The following is a 15,671-nucleotide window of genomic DNA, read 5'->3' as shown; positions in this document are numbered from 1 at the left end:
GCTGCTCCTTCGCTGCTGTGGTCGTGACTCGTGCTGATGCGGCTGTGAGCAGCGCTCAGCGGCGCACTTCGAAGTTGTACACCGAGGTGTCGAACGCGTTGTAGCCCTCGTAGTCAATCAGGTCGTACAGCTCGGCGCGATGCTGCATCGATCCGAGCATCGGCTCCAGGGTGCCCTCCGCGAGGAGCTGGTCGAGACCGCGCTCGGCGGCCCCCATCGCGAGGCGCAGCAGCGAGACCGGCCAGATCACGATGTTGACGCCGATGTCACGGAGCTGGTCGACGGTGAAGAGGTCGCTCTTGCCGAACTCGGTCATGTTGGCCAGGATCGGCACGTCCACCGCGGCACGGACCGCCGCGAACTCGGACAGGTCGGCCATCGCCTCGGGGAAGATCGCGTCGGCACCCGCATCGACGAGTGCCTTGGCGCGGTCGATCGCGGCATCCAGCCCTTCCACCGCACGGATGTCGGTGCGCGCCATGATCAGCAGGTTCGGGTCGCGGCGGGCGTCGGCGGCGGCGCGGATGCGCTTGAGCGCGGTGTCCTCGTCCACGACCTGCTTGCCGTCGAGGTGGCCGCAGCGCTTGGGGTTCACCTGGTCCTCGATGTGGAGGCCGGCGACTCCGGCGTCCTCGAGCGTCTGAACCGTGCGGGCGACGTTCATCGGCTCGCCGAAGCCGGTGTCGGCGTCGACCAGGGTCGGGAGGTCGGTCATCCGGGCGATCTGCGCTGCGCGGCCGGCCACCTCGGTGAGGGTGGTGAGCCCGATGTCCGGGAGGCCGAGGTCGGCGGACAGCACGGCGCCGGAGATGTAGACGCCTTCGAAGCCCTTGCGCTCGATGAGTCGCGCGCTCAGCGGGTTGAAGGCGCCCGGCATCCGCACCAGCTCGCCGGACGCCAGCCGCGCCCGGAACGCCGCGCGCTTCTCGTGCGCGGGAAGGGAGGAGTACAGCATCAGAACAGTCCTCTCGGCGCGGGGATGCCGGCCAGCAGGCCGGGGCGCGCGGTGATGGTGAGGCCGCCGAGCTCGGCGGCGGACAGCTCGGGGAGACGCTCGGCGAGGGCGAGGAAGCGGTCGATCTCGGCCTCCTCCAGCACCTCCGCCGCCAGGGAGCGGAACTTGGCGACGTAGTCGGCGCGGGCGAACGGCCGGGCGCCGAGCGGGTGGGCGTCGGCGACGGCGATCTGGTCCTCGATCACGCGGCCGTCGGCGAGCGTGATGACGACGCGGCCGCCGAACGCCTTCTCGGCCGGGTCGATCGAGTGGTAGCGGCGGGTCCACTCCGGGTCCTCGGTCGTGGTGACCTTGCCCCAGAGCGCGATCGTGTCGGGACGGGCGGCGCGGGCCGGGAGGTAGGACTCCACATGGTGCCAGCCGCCGTCCTGCAGCGCGACGGTGAAGATGTACGGGATGCTGTGGTCCAGCGTCTCCCGCGACGCGGTGGGGTCGTATTTCTGCGGGTCGTTCGCTCCGGAGCCGATCACGTAGTGGGTGTGGTGCGAGGTGTGGATGACGATGCTCTCCACACGCTCGGGGTCGGCCGCCTCCGGGTGCTCCTTGTGGAGCTTGCGGGCGAGGTCGATCCAGGCCTGCGCCTGGTACTCGGCGGAGTGCTCCTTGGTGTACGAGTCGAGGATGGCGCGCTTGGCCTCCCCGGCCTCCGGCAGCGGCACGTCGTAGGACGCGCTCGGGCCGTCAAGCAGCCAGGCGATCACGCCGTCCTCGCCCTCGTAGATCGGGGTCGGGCTGGTCTCGCCGCGCAGCGCCCGGTCGATCGCCTCGACGGCCATCTTGCCGGCGAACGCGGGCGCGTGCGCCTTCCAGCTGGAGATCTCGCCCTTGCGCGACTGGCGGGTGGCGGTCGTGGTGTGGAGGGCCTGGCCGATGGCCTGAAAGATCGTCTCGGGCGGCAGGTGCAGGAGCGTGCCGATGCCGGCCGCGGCGCTCGGGCCGAGGTGGGCGACGTGGTCGATCTTGTGGGCGTGCAGGCTGATCGCCTTCGCGAGGTCGATCTGGATCTCGTACCCGGTCGCGATGCCGCGGACCAGGTCGCGGCCGGTCAGCCCGTAGGCGCGGGCGGCGTGTTGGGCGACGGCGGTGATCGGCGGGATGTTGTCGCCGGGGTGCGAATACTCCGCGGCGAGGAAGGTGTCGTGGTAGTCGAGCTCGCGCACGGCCACGCCGTTCGCCCAGGCCGCCCACTCCGGGCTGACGCGGGTCCGCTGCGGCTCGCCGAACACCGTCGAGCCGTCCTGCGGGTGGTCGGCGGAGGCGGTCAGCTCCTCCAGCTGCGCGGCCGCGAGCGGGTGGGCCAGCGCCTGCGAGCGCGCCGACACGACCGGCCTGCGGGTGAGGGAGGCGGCGGCCACGGCGGCGTTGTCGATGACGCGGTTGATGACCATGTCGGCGACCTCGGAGCCGACCTCCACCGGGTCGGCGGCGACCTCGGCGATCTTCCAGGCGAGCTGGTCCTGACGGGCGAGGTTCTCGTCGCTTCTGTGCACACGAACGTTGTGGAGCTTCACGTAACGAACCTACCTCGCCTACGCTCCTGCTATGGTCCCGCCGCCCTCCCTGCTCGCCTTCGCGCTCGCGTCGATCGCGCTCATCGTGATCCCCGGGCCCAGCGTGCTGTTCGTGATCGGGCGGTCGCTGGCCCTCGGGAGGCTCGGCGGCCTCCTGAGCGTGCTCGGCAACGCGCTCGGGATGCTGCCGCTCATCGTCGCGGTCTCGCTCGGGATCGGGGCGCTCGTCGCGCAGTCGTTGGTGGCGTTCACGATCGTTAAGTTCGCGGGCGCGGCGTACCTGATGTACCTCGGCGTGCAGGCCATCCGGCACCGCAGGCACACGGCGGTGACGCACGAGGCGACGCCTCCGCGGCGGTCGCATTGGCGGATCATCGGCGAGGGGATGCTGGTGGGGGCCACCAACCCGAAGTCGTTGGTGTTCTTCGTCGCGGTGCTGCCGCAGTTCGTCGACTACCGAGCGGGCGGCATCCCGGTGCAGCTGTTCGAGCTTGGGGTGGTGTTCCTGCTGCTGGCGCTGACGTTCGACAGCGTGTGGGCGCTCGCCGCTGGGACCGCCCGGGCGTGGTTCGGGCGGTCACCGAAGCGGGTCGAGCGGCTCGGCGCGACCGGTGGCGTGCTGATGATCGGGCTCGGTGGTGTGCTGGCGCTGACCGGGAACAAGCACTGAGCGTCGGCTAGATGTCCCCCGCGGTCGCGACCGGTGTGACCACGGCGCGGCCCAGCGAGTGGAAGTGGGCGTTGAAGCCCAACACGGCCGGGGTCGACTCCGGGTCGAGGTCGAGGTGGTCGACATCCAGGGCGTGCACGACGACGTGGTATCGGTGCGTGCCGGTTCCGGGAGGCGGGCCCGCGCCGGTGAAGCTCTTCGAGCGCAGTTCGTTGGAGAGCATGGCGGCGCCCTGCGGGAGACTCGCGCCGCCCTCCGCCCCCGCGCCGGACGCCAGCGAGGTCACCGACGCCGGGATGTTGTAGACGGCCCAGTGCCAGAATCCCGAGCCGGTCGGGGCGTCCGGGTCGTGGATGGTGACGGCGAAGCTCTTCGTCCCGGCGGGGAACCCGCTCCAGGAGAGCTGCGGCGACACATCGCCACCGCCTCCGCCCGCGCCCCACTGCGCGCGGCCGAGCGGGCGGTCGTCGGCGACGTCGTCGCTCGTGACCGTGAACTGAGGAACGGCGCCGAAGCGCTCCAGCGGATCTTTCGACATAGCGCTCACGCTACGCCCGCTGCGTCGACTCCGTCACGGTCGCGGGGACGGGACGCCGGCGGAAGCGGCGCGGGAGCCCGGCGATCCCCCAGCCGGTGACGCGCAGCATGGCCTCCGCAACGATGCCGCCACTCATCTTGGAGACGCCGTGCTCCCGCTCGACGAACGTGATCGGCACCTCCACGACGCTGAGGCCGGCGTCGTATGCGCGGCGCAGCATGTCGATCTGGAAGCAGTAGCCCTGGCTCTCGACGCTCTCGAAGTGGATGCGGCGCAGCGCATCGGCGGTGAACGCGCGGTAGCCACCGGTCACGTCCTTCGCGGGGACGCCCAGCCAGAACCGGGAGTACGTGCTGCCGCCCTTGGAGAGGAACCGCCGGCGCGCGGGCCAGTTGACCACGCCGCCGCCCGGGACCCAGCGGGAGCCCAGCACGAGGTCGGCGCCGTCCGCCGCGTCGCCCTGCGGGAGCGTGCGGAGCGCCGCGAGCAGGGAGGGAAGCTCCTCCGGCCGGTGCGAGCCGTCGGCGTCCATCTCGACCACCGCGTCGTAGCCGTCGTCGAGCGCCCAGGCCATCCCGGCACGGTAGGCGGCGCCGAGGCCCTCCTTGCCGGCACGGTGCAGCACCTTGACGTTGGCGTCGGTCGCGGCGAGCGCGTCCGCGATCTCGCCCGTGCCGTCCGGCGAACCGTCGTCGACCACGAGCACGTCGACCTCCGGCGCCGAGGCGCGGATGCGGCCGACCACGGGTCCGATGTTCTCCCGCTCGTTATACGTGGGCAGGATGACGATGGTTCGCATACAACCACTCTGGTCCATTCCGCTGAACGGATGACTAACGAATCTGTCTGTTCTCGCAGTCGCCGCTGCTAGCATCCCTCGGTGCCTGTCGCGAAAGTCCTCCTTTATTACGCCTTCGCGCCGCTGTCGGACCCGGACGCGGTGCGGCTGTGGCAGCGCGACCTGTGCGAGGCGCTCGGGCTGCGGGGGCGCATCCTGCTGTCCGAGGACGGCATCAACGGGACGCTGGGCGGGGAGCTCGACGCGCTCAAACGGTACCTGCGCAAGACGAAGCAGTACGCGGCGTTCCACGACCTCGACGTGAAGTGGAGCGACGGGTCGGGGCTGGACGCCTCGGGCGGGAGCCTGGACTTCCCGCGGCTTTCGGTGCGCGTGCGCGAGGAGATCGTGTCGTTCGGTGCGCCGGAAGAGCTGCGGGTGGACGAGTCGGGCGTCGTCGGCGGGGGCGAGCGGCTCGACCCCGACGCGTTGCACGCGCTCCTGGACTCCCGCGACGACGTGGTCTTCTTCGACGGACGCAACCGCTTCGAAGCGGAGATCGGCCGGTTCCGCGGAGCGGTCGTGCCCGAGGTGGCGACGACCCGCGAGTTCGTCGCCGAGCTCGAGAGCGGACGGTACGACCATCTCAAGGACAAGCCGGTCGTGACGTACTGCACCGGCGGCATCCGCTGCGAGGTGCTGTCGGGGCTGATGCGCTCGCGCGGGTTCGGCGAGGTCTACCAGCTCGACGGCGGTGTGGTCCGCTACGGCGAGCGCTTCGGGGACGACGGGCTCTGGGAGGGGTCGCTGTATGTGTTCGACGGGCGCGGGTCCGTGCGGTTCTCGGACCACTCCGCGGTGGTCGGGCGCTGCGCGGGGTGCGGGACGGCGACCGACCGGATGCGGAACTGCAGCGATCCGTCGTGCCGGGAGCAGCTGGTGGTGTGCGAGGAGTGCGACGTGGTGGAGTGCGCCGCGCACGCGGCGTGACACGGGGATAGTCCTCTAGTCCTCCACAGCTTCCGGGTCCGGCGAGTTCTCCACTGATTCGCGGGAACCATTGCTGGCCGTTTCGCGTTGCGGCCAAGATGAACCTCATGGATCCGGTCACCACCATCGTCTGGATCGTGTCCTTCGTCGTCGTCACGGTCACGGTCACGGGGCTCTCGCGGCGCGTCAACTGGTCGGCGCCCGTCGTGCTGGTGGTCGTCGGCGCGATCGCGTCCTTCATCCCCGGGGTGCCGCAGGTGGCGCTGGAGCCGGAGGTCGTGCTTTACGGGCTGCTGCCTCCGCTGCTGTTCGCGGCGGCCATCCAGACGTCGATCGTCGACGTGCGCGCCAGACGCGACGGCATCCTCCTGCTCTCGGTCGGGCTCGTGGTGTTCACGGTGGTCGTGGTCGGCGTCACGACGTGGCTGGTGGTGCCGGCGATCACGGTCGCGGCGGCCTTCGCGTTCGGGGCGGTGGTGGCGCCGACGGACACGGTGGCGGTGACGGCGATCGCAGGACGGGTGCACCTCCCGCGGCGACTCGTCACGGTGTTGGAGGGCGAGAGCCTGCTCAACGACGCGACCGCGCTGGTGGCGCTGAACGCGAGCATCGCCGCGATCGTCAGCATCGTGAACCCGTGGGCCATCGCCGGAGACTTCGTGATCGCGGTCGTGGTCGGGGTGGGGATGGGCCTCCTCGTGGGGTGGGTGCTCTCGCTCATCCGCAAGCAGCTCCGCTCCCCCGTGCTGGACACCTCCATCGGGCTGATCACGCCGTACCTGGCGTTCATCCCGTCGCAGTTCCTGCACGGGTCGGGCATCCTGTCGGTCGTCGTGGCGGGCCTGTACCTCGGCTACCGATCGCCCACCATCCAGACGGCGGAAGCCCGGATCGCGGAGACCATCAACTGGCGGACGATCGAGTTCCTGCTCGAGAACGCGGTCTTCCTCTTCATCGGGCTGGAGCTGTCGAGCATCCTGAACTCGGCGTTCCGTTCGGGCATCACGGTTCCCGAGACGGTGTGGATCTGCATCGCCGTGCTGCTGGCGCTGTTCGTGGCGCGCTTCCTCTGGATGGTCGGCACGACCGCCCTCTACCGGTACGGGCCGCAACGCCTCCGGGAGCGCGGGTGGACGTGGCCGACCGGCATCGCGGTGTCGTTCGCCGGCATCCGCGGGGTGGTGACACTCGCGGCGGTCTTCCTGCTGCCGGAGTCGACTCCGCATCGCGAGTTCCTGCAGTTCCTGGCGTTCGTCGTTGTCGTGGCGACCCTGCTGGAGGGGCTCGCGCTGCCGTGGGTCATCCGCCGGCTGAAGCTGCCGCCCCCGGACTTCGCGCAGGAGGCGGGCGAGATGGAGCGGCTGCTCGCCGAGGCGCAAGCGGCCGGGCTGGAGCACCTGGAGTCGCGGGTGACCGGGCAGGAGGACGAACGGGTGATCGAACGGCTGCGCGTCAACGCGGTGTTCCTGTCGGAGGCGCTCGAGAACCCGGTTCCGGACGCCGAGGTCCCTGCGCCGCTGGAGTATCGGAAGCTGCGGCGGTCGATGATCGTGGCGGAACGGCAGGCGGTCCTCGAAGCGCGGGCCGAAGGGCGCTACCAGGAGCCTGCGGTGCGATCGGTGCTCGCATTCCTGGACGCCGAGGAGTCGGCGCTGAAGGCGGGAGGGGCGGAGGGGAAGAAGCTGATGTGACGGTGAGGTCGGGCCCTACTGGGTGGCCGGCTGCTGGGCTGCCGTGGCCGATTCCGTGGTGATCGTGGCGGCGGGCCCTCCCCGCGGCTCGCGCAACCGGGGACGCCGGGCCCACAGCCGTGCACGTTGGGACGACAGCGCGAGCACCACCAGGATGTCGAGTGGGAGGCCGAGGATGTTGGTGCGGAGGGTGACCTGCTCGCCGCCGTTGAAGAAGTCGATCGCGGCCAGGATGATCAGCAGGGCGCTGTAGGACATGGCGACGATGCGGGCCCAGTTGCTCCCCGTGAAGACGAGCAGGGCGATCGCGAAGTAGAACACCAGGCCCGCGGCGAACACGCCCATCGCGATGCCGAAGACCAGGTCGGCGCTCTGCTGTTCCGAGGCGGTCAGGGCTTTGCCGGTCGCGGAGACGAGCTCCGACCGGATGAACAGCGGCCACGCCAGCACGGTGAGCACCACGGTCAGCACGCCCGCCAGCACGCGCAGCAGCATGAGCAGGAAGCCGAGCGTCGTCGGCACCGGGCGGTGCTCGGCGCGGGCGAGCCTCCGCTGGTCCGCGTCGGCGGCGACCGCGACGGCGCGGGGCTCCACCAGCACGTTCGACAGGTCGACGACAGGGAGGTCGCCGTCGGTCTCGATGGCGTCGCCGCCGCCGTTGCGTGCGTGATAGCCGGACGAGAAGTCGCGGATCACCGCCACCTCCGCGCCGGTGTCGGCGCTCGTCAGCGTGGAGACGATGTGGTCGCGTTCGATGTCCGTGTTCGCGTCGATCTTGTGCGTGATCTGGAGTGTGAACAAGGAGAAGCCGACCGAGCGGTCGAAGGTCCCGGCCGCCAGCCAGTCGACGCGGTGGCCTCCCGGCAGCAGCCAGCCCTCCGGGCACCGCCAGAACCGGACGTGATGGCGCTTGGCCGGATTGCCCTTGACCTCCTGCTGGTACGCGACGTCCTGCTGGTGCCCGAACAGGAAGAGCGGGCTCACCGGCGCCTCGTCGTAGCTGCGGCGCAGCAGCGTGGAGGTGATGATGCGACGGCTGGAGGCGGCGGTCACGTCGTCGGCGCGCGTCCACCCGGCCTGGGTCATCGCCTCGTCGAGCTGCGCCTCCGACCCCAGCAGCGCCAGGTTGATCGGGTCGCCGAGGAGGCCGTCGCTGGTGCGGGCGCGGCCGATGAAGTAGTCCGGCACGTAGATCTGGGTGAGGATGCGGTGCAGGCGCGGAAGCACCAGGTAGGCGAGGACGATCCAGAAGACGACGAAGAAGAGGAGCAGGAACCAGCCCCACGAGAAGCTCTCGGTGAAGATGAGAAACGCCAGCCAGACGGCCGCGACGCCGCCGAACACGAAGAAGAGGTTGTCGACGACGGCATTGACGGACACGCGCCGGCCGGAGGCCGAGAGGGTCTTGGCCGGGCCCGGTGTGCCGGTGGCCGGCGCCTCGCGCGGCCCTCCCCCGCCCGCCGCGGGCTCCGCTCGCGGCGGTCCCTCCGGCTCAGCGGCACCCGCCATGCGCTCATCCTAGAGCGCGCCAGGCGCGGGTCGTAGGGTGGCGTCATGACCTCCATCACCGAACGTGGCGCCGAGCTGCGTCGTCTTCACGACGCCCCCGAACTGCTGCAGGTCGTCAACGTGTGGGACGCGATCAGCGCGAAAGCCGTCGCCGCCCTCCCGGAGACCCGCGCGCTCGCGACGGCCAGCCACTCGATCGCGGCGACGCTCGGGTACGAGGACGGCGAGAACATCCCGCTCGACCTGATGATCGACATGGTCGGGCGCATCGTCGCGACCACCGACCTCCCGGTGAGCGCCGATCTCGAAGGCGGGTACGGGGACCCCGGCGAGACGATCCGCCGGGCGATCGGCGTCGGCGCGGTCGGGGCGAACCTGGAGGACCAGGTGCGGCCGTTCGAGGAGGCCGTCGCGCATGTTCGGGCGGCCGTCGTGGCGGCCGACGCCGAGGGCGTGCCGTTCGCGCTCAACGCGCGCACGGATGTGTGGCTCAGGAACACCTACCCGACGGCGGCGGAGAAGACCGCGGAGGCGATCCGCCGCGGCCGGGCGTTCCTGGACGAGGGTGCGACCTGCGTGTTCGTGCCGGGGCGCCTCGACGAGGAGACCGTGACGCAGCTCGTCGCCGGGCTCGGAGTGCGGAAGCTGAGCGTGATCGCGGTGCCCGGATCGCTGCCGCCGGCGCGGCTGCACGAGCTGGGGGTCGCGCGCGTCTCGTACGGGCCGTGGACGCAGCGGGTGGCGCTCGCCGCCGTGCAGCGGACGGCGGCGGAGCTGTACGCGGGTGGTGAACTGCCGAGGGATGTACCGACGCTGAACTGAGCCGCGTGCGATAGCCCACGGCCTCCCCACCCCGTCGCCACGACCGAAGGACAAGAATGAACGACTTCCGTGCCATCGTCATCGAACAGGAGAAGGAGGGGTCCCGCATCCTGGCGCACACCGCCGAGGTGCGGCGGCTGACCGACGCCTTCCTGATGCCAGGGAACGTGACAGTCGCCGTGGAGTTCTCCGACCTCAACTTCAAGGACGGGCTCGCCATCGCCGGGAAGCCGGGGGTCGCGCGGGTGTCGCCGCTCATCCCGGGCATCGACCTGGTGGGTGTCGTGGAGGCCTCCGATGATCCGCGGTGGAGGCCGGGCGACCGCGTCGTGCTCAACGGGGACGGGGTCGGGGAGAGTCATCACGGCGGGCTTGCCGAGCGGGCGCGGGTACGCGGGGACGCGCTGGTCCGGGTGCCCGACACGCTGAGCTCCGAGCAGGCCGCGGCGATCGGAACCGCGGGGTTCACGGCGATGCTGGCGGTCCTCGCGCTGGAACGCAACGGGGTCGAGCCGGAGACCGTGCATGCCGCCGGCTCGAGTGTGCTGGTCACCGGAGCGGCGGGCGGGGTCGGGTCGGTCGCCATCGCTCTGCTGGCGAAACTCGGTTATCCGGTTACGGCCTCCACAGGGCGCCCGGAGGAGCTCGAGGGCTACCTCACGGATCTCGGGGCGACGGCGATCGTCGACCGGGCCGAGCTGTCCCTGGAGGGGCGGCCGCTCCAGAGCCAGAAGTGGGCCGGCGCCGTGGACTCCGTCGGCAGCCACACGCTCGCGAACGTGCTCGCGCAGACCCGCTATGGCGGGACGGTCGCGGCGTGCGGTCTCGCGCAGGGGCCGGACCTCCCGTCGACCGTGATGCCGTTCATCCTGCGGGCGGTGACGCTGGTGGGGATCAACTCCGTGGAGGCGCCTGCCGCGCTCCGCGAGACGGCGTGGCGGCGGCTGGCGACCGACCTGGACGAGGAGGCGCTCGCCGCGATGACGCGGTTCGTCCCGCTCGCGGAGGCCATCCCGGCGGCGGAGGACATCCTGGCCGGGCGGCTGCGTGGGCGGACGGTGGTCGATGTTCGGGCCTGATCCGCGTCGCTGCCGTTAGGCTGACCGCATGATCGTCCTCGCGACCGTCGTCGTCACGCTGGCTGCTGCGCTCCACGTCGGGATCTTCTTCATGGAGAGCGTCGGCTGGGTGCGGCCCGCCGTCTGGAAGCGGTTCGGGGTCGCCGATCAGGCGGCGGCGAACACCACGCGGCCGATGGCCTACAACCAGGGGTTCTACAACCTCTTCCTTGCGATCGGCGCGATCATCGGGCTGATCCTGTTCGGCGTCGGGGCGCACGCGGCGGGGCTGGCGCTCATCTACTTCACGATGGGGAGCATGCTCGCGGCGTCCGTCGTGCTCGTGACCACCGGGCGCGGCTATGTGCGCCCGGCGCTGATCCAGGGCATCCTGCCGCTGATCGGCATCGTGCTCATGCTGTTCTCGTAGCCGGCCGCTCAGCGCAGGGAGGGCGCGACCGACTCGGGCCGGAGGCCGCGGCCGATCAGGCGCGCGGTGAGCCGCTGTGCGACGGGGGTGGCCGCGCCGATGGCCAGCCGCATTGCGGGCGACGGCGACCGCGGGAGCAGCGGGCCGGCGCCGGGGCGGGAGATGCCGCGGTGGGCGGCGAGTTGGATGCGCTGCATCCACTCCACAGGCGGGAGGCGGCGGCGCTGCACGGCGTCGAGGAGGCGGAGGTCGACCGGGCCGTCGCGGAGCGGTGCGGCGAGCGCGTTCGCGGTGGCGACGGCGTCCTGCACGGCGTAGTTGACGCCGACGCCGAAGGCCGGGGACATCGCGTGCGCGGCGTCCCCGATGGCGAGGAAGCCGTGCCGGTACCAGCGCGGCAGCCGGTCGATCTGCACGCTCAGCAGCTTGAGCGGCTCCCAGTCGGTGATCGTCTCCAGCGGCTCGCGCAGGAACGGGGCGGCGCCCGCCACGGCCGAGCGGAAGGCCGGGAGGCCGGCGGAGCGCAGCTCGTCGATGCCGCCCTTCGCGATCACGAGGCCGGTCTGGAAGTAGTCGCCGCGGTCGATCGTGATCACCATCGCGCCGTAGCCGAGATAGGCGAGCGTCAACGGCTGGGGCTGCGCGGGCTTCGGGAGGCGGAACCAGATGACGTCGATCGGCACGCCGAACCGGCGGGGACGCAGACCCGCGGCGGCGCGCAGGACGGAGTCGCGGCCGTCCGCAGCGACGGTGAGGTCGACCTCCACCCGCAGGGGTCCGTCCGGTCCCTCGGCGGTGAGCCCTCGCACCACGTCGCCGTCGCGGATCAGCCCGGTCGCCTCGGTCCGCAGGAGCAGCCGGAAGTTCGGATACTGCTCCGCCTCCTCGGCCAGGAAGGTCAGGAAGTCCCACTGCGGCGCGAGGACGAGGAAGTCGTCGGGCGGCGGCAGCCTCCCGAAGTCGATCGGGTGCAGCCGCGTGCCGTCGACCACGGCGTCGAGCGTGCGGATGCTGGTGTGCGGGAGGCCGAGGAACGCGTCCCGCAGCCCGAGCTCGCCGAGCACGCCGACGGTCGACGGGTGGATGGTGTCGCCGCGGAAGTCGCGGAAGAAGTCGGCGTGCTTCTCCAGCACGACCACGTCCAGCCCGGCGCGGGCGAGGATCAGCCCGAGCATCATCCCGGCGGGTCCACCCCCGGAGACGGCGCAGGATGCCTGCAGCGATTCCATCACCACGCAGCGTAGTCTCCCCCCATGACGATCATCGGGTCCGTCCTCCTCGCGCTCGCGGCCGTCGTGCACCTGGTGTTCTTCGCGATGGAGAGCATGCTGTGGTCGTCACCGAATGTGTGGCGCCGGTTCGGGCTCACGACGCAGCGGGACGCCGACGTGGTGCGGCCGATGGCCTACAACCAAGGGTTCTACAACCTGTTCCTCGCAGGCGGCACGGCGGTCGGGCTCGTCCTCTACTGGACGACACTGCGGCACGTCGGGTTCGGGATCATGTTCTTCACGGGGGCGTGCATGGTCCTGGCCGCGATCGTGCTGCTCACGACCGGGCGGCGGTTCTGGGGGGCGGCGCTGCTGCAGGGGGTGCCGCCGCTGGTGGGGCTGGTGCTGTTCTCGGTCGCGCACGCGGGGTGAGGCGCACCCCGGCCGTCAGTCGATGACCTCCCCGCCGGACGGGATCTCCCCCACGTCGACGCGCAGCGCCTCCACCAACTTCGCGGCGTGCGGCGTCGACACGATCACGCGGGAGAACTCCTCGCCATCGAGGTCGACGACCACCGCGGCACGCTGCTTGCCCTTGATGAGCAGGAAGTCCCTGCCGCCGTGGAACTTCCAGGTGCCGACCGAGAGCGTGAGCGGGACGGCGGCTCCCGGGGCGCGGATGCCGCGGATCCAGATCCACGGGTCCTCCGTGATCGCGACCGATCGGATGCTCTCGCGCGGGATCACCAGATCCTCCCGACGCACGGAGAGCACCTTCTCGGCCCGGGTGAGGTGGATCTCCAGGCGGTCGGGGTGAACGTGCAGGTCGGCCATAGGTCTATCCTGCCCGCCGACCGGGGTCGGCGGGGGTCGCGAATCTCACAAACCCGTAACCGTTGGCTTGGAGGGCCGCGAAGGACGACGCGAAGTGGTCGCAGGACTCTCATGATCCGGTCGCCCGAGCGGCATGTATCCTTCTCGCGTGGCAACGCAGCGGCGAACTCCGGGCTCGCAGACTTCACTTCGTGAAGCCAACCGGGCTCGGATCGTCGACGCCATCAAGAAGCACGGCGGCCTGACGCAGGTGGAGCTGGCCGGCGCGACGGGGCTCTCCCCCGCCACGGTCTCCAACATCGTCAAGGAGCTCGCCACCTCCGGCGTACTGCACACCGCACAGAGCATCCGCTCCGGCAGGCGCGCCCAGCACGTCACCCTGGCGCACGCGCTCGGGCTCGTGGTCGGCGTCCACTTCTCCACCCGGCATCTGCGCGTCGCGCTGGCCGACGTGGCGAACACGGTCGTCGCCGAGAACCACATGCCGCTGGCCAAGGACCACCGCGCGGACAACGAGCTCGACAAGGTCGCGCTGCTGCTGAACGACATGCTCGACTCGGTCGACGCGTCCCGCGACGAGGTGCTGGCGGTCGGCCTCGCGGTGCCTGCGCCGCTCGACAGGGCCACCGGCACGATCGCGCGCAGCGGCATCATGCGCGGCTGGGACGGCGTGGTGATCGCGGAGGCCCTCGAGCGCCGGGTGAAGCGCCCGGTCTTCATCGACAACGCCGCCAACCTCACGGCCCTGGCGGAGTCGCGCCTCGGCGCCGGCCGGGGCAAGCGCACCTCCATCACGCTCGACGTCGGCGACGGGATCGGCGCGGGGCTGCTGCTCAACGGCCAGCTCTTCCGCGGGACCAACGGCGTGGCCGGCGAGTTCGGCCACACCACGATCCGGGAGAACGGCCCACTCTGCCGCTGCGGAAACCGCGGCTGCCTGGAGGCCATCGCCGGAGGCCCGGCCGTGCTGGACGAGCTGCGCGACCACCTCGGCAGCCTGAAGCTCGGCGACGTCGTCCTCCAGGCGATGGCGGGCGACGCCCGGTGCATCCGCGCGATCGCGGACGCCGGACGGCACATCGGGATCGCGACGGCCAACCTCTGCAACCTGCTCGACCCGGAGCGGGTCGTCGTCGGCGGCGAGCTCGCCCGCGCCGGGGAGCTGCTGCTCGGCCCGATGCGTCACGCCGTCGAGCGCTCGATCATCGTGAGCCAGGACCTGATGCCCGACATCGTGCAGGGCCAGCTCGGCGTCAGGGCGGCGACCCTCGGCGCCGTCGTCCACGCGGTCGACAGCATCTCGCTCACGAGCGGAGTCGTCGCCGTCTGAGACCGCGGCGAACCGGTGTCCCCCGTTGTCCCCCGTCCGTGACGAACCGTTATCGAAAGCTTGAATTCAAGTATTGACGCCAAGCCGCGGCCCCTGACACACTCAACCCAGTCGCCAACGTCGGCGGCTTCGAATCGGAGGTTTTTCAATGAAGATCGCCACCAAGAGAGCGGTCATGGTGTCCGCTGCGATCCTGGCCACAGCACTCACCCTCACAGCCTGTTCGAACGGTTCCGGCAACACGTCGACGAACAACGCGTCGGGCGCCGCGAACGCCAAGATCGGTCTCCTCCTCCCCGACTCGGTCACCGCCCGCTACGAGGCGGCGGACAAGCCCTACTTCGAGGCGAAGGTCAAGTCGCTCTGCTCCGGCTGCACGGTCCTGTACGCGAACGCGGACGGCGACGCCAGCAAGCAGCAGCAGCAGGCGGAGTCCATGCTGACCCAGGGCGTCAAGGTGCTCGTCCTCGACCCGTTCGACGGCGAGGCCGCGGCGTCGATCGTCGGCGAGGCGAAGGCCAAGAACATCCCGGTCATCTCCTACGACCGCCTCATCAACAGCCCCGACCTGAACTATTACATCTCGTTCGACAACCAGAAGGTCGGACAGCTGCAGGCCCAGGCGCTGGTCGACAAGCTGAAGAAGGACAACGTGCCCTCGGGCGCCGGCATCCTGATGGTCAACGGCTCGCCGACAGACAACAACGCGACCCTCTTCAAGAAGGGCGCGCACAGCGTGATCGACTCCAGCGGCTACAAGGTGCTGGCCGAGTTCGACACACCAGGATGGGACCCCGCCAAGGCCCAGGACTGGGTGTCCGGTCAGGTCTCGCAGTTCAAGAACCAGATCAAGGGCGTCTACGCGGCGAACGACGGCACCGGCGGTGGCGCGATCGCGGCCATGAAGGCGGCCAACCTGAGCCCGCTGCCCCCGACGACCGGTCAGGACGCTGAGCTCGCGGGCATCCAGCGCATCCTCGCCGGCGACCAGTACATGACCGTCTACAAGGCGCTGAAGCCGGAGGCCGAGCAGGCGGCGACGCTCGCCATCGCTCTGACCAAGGGCCAGAAGCCGTCCGAGCAGACCGTTCAGGTGGCCACGGCCGGCGGCGCGAAGATCGCGTCCATCCTGCTGACCCCGGTCGCGGTGACCACGGACAACATCGAGTCCACGGTCGTGAAGGACCAGTTCTACGGTTCCGACTCCGCCTCGAAGATCTGCACCGCGGACCTGAAGGCGGCGTGCGACAAGTACGGCATCAAGTAGTCATCGAACCACACGGG

16 protein-coding genes are annotated in these 15,671 nt (G+C 70.7%); 9 read left to right on the top strand and 7 right to left on the bottom strand.

The window, feature by feature from the left end; all coding sequences use genetic code 11:
- Window positions 1–55: 55 nt before the first annotated feature.
- Window positions 56–955, bottom strand: coding sequence for a methylisocitrate lyase (prpB, locus tag ACFRFH_RS06515; RefSeq protein ID WP_382462173.1), 900 nt, complete (start codon window positions 953–955; stop codon window positions 56–58).
- Complete coding sequence (locus tag ACFRFH_RS06510) at window positions 955–2,526, bottom strand: MmgE/PrpD family protein (protein ID WP_382462172.1); 1,572 nt, start codon at window positions 2,524–2,526, stop codon at window positions 955–957. The genes prpB and ACFRFH_RS06510 overlap by 1 nt, the downstream gene beginning before the upstream one ends.
- A gap of 31 nt (window positions 2,527–2,557) precedes the next feature.
- Between ACFRFH_RS06510 and ACFRFH_RS06505 the strand changes: the two genes are divergently transcribed.
- Entirely contained in the window at window positions 2,558–3,196 is a 639-nt protein-coding gene (locus tag ACFRFH_RS06505; protein WP_382462171.1) for a LysE family translocator, read from the top strand.
- 7 nt (window positions 3,197–3,203) lie between these two features.
- On the opposite strand, the gene ACFRFH_RS06500 is transcribed toward ACFRFH_RS06505, so the two are convergent.
- Both ACFRFH_RS06500 and ACFRFH_RS06495 read right to left on the bottom strand, forming a co-directional pair.
- Window positions 3,204–3,734 carry a YbhB/YbcL family Raf kinase inhibitor-like protein gene (locus tag ACFRFH_RS06500; protein WP_382462170.1) on the bottom strand — a complete coding sequence of 177 codons (531 nt, stop codon included), beginning with the start codon at window positions 3,732–3,734 and terminating at the stop codon, window positions 3,204–3,206.
- 10 nt (window positions 3,735–3,744) lie between these two features.
- Window positions 3,745–4,533, bottom strand: a complete 789-nt coding sequence (locus ACFRFH_RS06495) for a polyprenol monophosphomannose synthase (RefSeq protein WP_382462169.1) — start codon at window positions 4,531–4,533, stop codon at window positions 3,745–3,747.
- Between the two features lie 81 nt (window positions 4,534–4,614).
- Between ACFRFH_RS06495 and ACFRFH_RS06490 the strand changes: the two genes are divergently transcribed.
- A complete protein-coding gene (locus ACFRFH_RS06490) occupies window positions 4,615–5,502 on the top strand; it encodes a rhodanese-related sulfurtransferase (RefSeq protein WP_382462168.1) in 888 nt (295 codons plus the stop codon).
- Between the two features lie 107 nt (window positions 5,503–5,609).
- Window positions 5,610–7,193 (top strand): cation:proton antiporter, encoded by a 1,584-nt coding sequence (locus ACFRFH_RS06485; protein ID WP_382462167.1) that lies wholly within the window; start codon window positions 5,610–5,612, stop codon window positions 7,191–7,193.
- A 15-nt stretch (window positions 7,194–7,208) separates the two neighbouring features.
- Here ACFRFH_RS06485 and ACFRFH_RS06480 read toward each other — a convergent pair whose 3' ends face one another.
- A complete protein-coding gene (locus ACFRFH_RS06480; protein ID WP_382462166.1) occupies window positions 7,209–8,702 on the bottom strand; it encodes an LssY C-terminal domain-containing protein in 1,494 nt (497 codons plus the stop codon).
- A gap of 45 nt (window positions 8,703–8,747) precedes the next feature.
- On the opposite strand from ACFRFH_RS06480, the gene ACFRFH_RS06475 reads away from it, so the two are divergent.
- From ACFRFH_RS06475 to ACFRFH_RS06465, 3 genes are read left to right on the top strand one after another with little or no spacing between them, the layout of a single operon-like run.
- The gene (locus ACFRFH_RS06475) at window positions 8,748–9,524 is read left to right on the top strand and encodes an isocitrate lyase/phosphoenolpyruvate mutase family protein (RefSeq protein WP_382462165.1); all 777 of its coding nucleotides are present in this window, start codon (window positions 8,748–8,750) and stop codon (window positions 9,522–9,524) included.
- A gap of 56 nt (window positions 9,525–9,580) precedes the next feature.
- Window positions 9,581–10,603, top strand: coding sequence for an MDR family oxidoreductase (locus tag ACFRFH_RS06470; protein ID WP_382462164.1), 1,023 nt, complete (start codon window positions 9,581–9,583; stop codon window positions 10,601–10,603).
- A gap of 28 nt (window positions 10,604–10,631) precedes the next feature.
- Complete coding sequence (locus ACFRFH_RS06465) at window positions 10,632–11,012, top strand: DUF1304 domain-containing protein (protein WP_382462163.1); 381 nt, start codon at window positions 10,632–10,634, stop codon at window positions 11,010–11,012.
- An 8-nt stretch (window positions 11,013–11,020) separates the two neighbouring features.
- Here the strand turns inward: ACFRFH_RS06465 and ACFRFH_RS06460 are convergent, their stop codons facing one another.
- Window positions 11,021–12,241, bottom strand: coding sequence for an FAD-dependent oxidoreductase (locus tag ACFRFH_RS06460; protein ID WP_382462162.1), 1,221 nt, complete (start codon window positions 12,239–12,241; stop codon window positions 11,021–11,023).
- A gap of 24 nt (window positions 12,242–12,265) precedes the next feature.
- On the opposite strand from ACFRFH_RS06460, the gene ACFRFH_RS06455 reads away from it, so the two are divergent.
- A complete protein-coding gene (locus tag ACFRFH_RS06455; RefSeq protein WP_382462161.1) occupies window positions 12,266–12,655 on the top strand; it encodes a DUF1304 domain-containing protein in 390 nt (129 codons plus the stop codon).
- 15 nt (window positions 12,656–12,670) lie between these two features.
- On the opposite strand, the gene ACFRFH_RS06450 is transcribed toward ACFRFH_RS06455, so the two are convergent.
- Window positions 12,671–13,057 (bottom strand): hypothetical protein, encoded by a 387-nt coding sequence (locus ACFRFH_RS06450; RefSeq protein ID WP_382462160.1) that lies wholly within the window; start codon window positions 13,055–13,057, stop codon window positions 12,671–12,673.
- Window positions 13,058–13,205: 148 nt separating this feature from the next.
- On the opposite strand from ACFRFH_RS06450, the gene ACFRFH_RS06445 reads away from it, so the two are divergent.
- Together ACFRFH_RS06445 and ACFRFH_RS06440 are read left to right on the top strand one after the other, a co-directional pair.
- Window positions 13,206–14,387, top strand: coding sequence for an ROK family protein (locus tag ACFRFH_RS06445; protein ID WP_382462159.1), 1,182 nt, complete (start codon window positions 13,206–13,208; stop codon window positions 14,385–14,387).
- 148 nt (window positions 14,388–14,535) lie between these two features.
- The gene (locus ACFRFH_RS06440) at window positions 14,536–15,654 is read left to right on the top strand and encodes a sugar ABC transporter substrate-binding protein (protein WP_382462158.1); all 1,119 of its coding nucleotides are present in this window, start codon (window positions 14,536–14,538) and stop codon (window positions 15,652–15,654) included.
- Window positions 15,655–15,671: the final 17 nt, after the last annotated feature.

It is taken from the genome of Leifsonia sp. NPDC056824 (genome assembly GCF_042789575.1).
In the GTDB taxonomy this organism is placed as follows: Bacteria; Actinomycetota; Actinomycetes; order Actinomycetales; family Microbacteriaceae; genus Leifsonia.
This window is presented reverse-complemented; position numbering and strand designations above follow the sequence as displayed.

Bases quoted from the DNA above. Each gene is read 5' to 3' on its own strand.
- ACFRFH_RS06465 (WP_382462163.1), top strand. From the start codon at position 10,632: ATGATCGTCCTCGCGACCGTCGTCGTCACGCTGGCTGCTGCGCTCCAC.
- ACFRFH_RS06460 (WP_382462162.1), bottom strand. From the start codon at position 12,241: ATGGAATCGCTGCAGGCATCCTGCGCCGTCTCCGGGGGTGGACCCGCC.
- ACFRFH_RS06500 (WP_382462170.1), bottom strand. From the start codon at position 3,734: ATGTCGAAAGATCCGCTGGAGCGCTTCGGCGCCGTTCCTCAGTTCACG.
- ACFRFH_RS06470 (WP_382462164.1), top strand. From the start codon at position 9,581: ATGAACGACTTCCGTGCCATCGTCATCGAACAGGAGAAGGAGGGGTCC.
- ACFRFH_RS06450 (WP_382462160.1), bottom strand. From the start codon at position 13,057: ATGGCCGACCTGCACGTTCACCCCGACCGCCTGGAGATCCACCTCACC.
- ACFRFH_RS06505 (WP_382462171.1), top strand. From the start codon at position 2,558: ATGGTCCCGCCGCCCTCCCTGCTCGCCTTCGCGCTCGCGTCGATCGCG.
- ACFRFH_RS06485 (WP_382462167.1), top strand. From the start codon at position 5,610: ATGGATCCGGTCACCACCATCGTCTGGATCGTGTCCTTCGTCGTCGTC.
- ACFRFH_RS06475 (WP_382462165.1), top strand. From the start codon at position 8,748: ATGACCTCCATCACCGAACGTGGCGCCGAGCTGCGTCGTCTTCACGAC.
- ACFRFH_RS06480 (WP_382462166.1), bottom strand. From the start codon at position 8,702: ATGGCGGGTGCCGCTGAGCCGGAGGGACCGCCGCGAGCGGAGCCCGCG.
- ACFRFH_RS06440 (WP_382462158.1), top strand. From the start codon at position 14,536: ATGAAGATCGCCACCAAGAGAGCGGTCATGGTGTCCGCTGCGATCCTG.
- prpB (WP_382462173.1), bottom strand. From the start codon at position 955: ATGCTGTACTCCTCCCTTCCCGCGCACGAGAAGCGCGCGGCGTTCCGG.
- ACFRFH_RS06455 (WP_382462161.1), top strand. From the start codon at position 12,266: ATGACGATCATCGGGTCCGTCCTCCTCGCGCTCGCGGCCGTCGTGCAC.
- ACFRFH_RS06495 (WP_382462169.1), bottom strand. From the start codon at position 4,533: ATGCGAACCATCGTCATCCTGCCCACGTATAACGAGCGGGAGAACATC.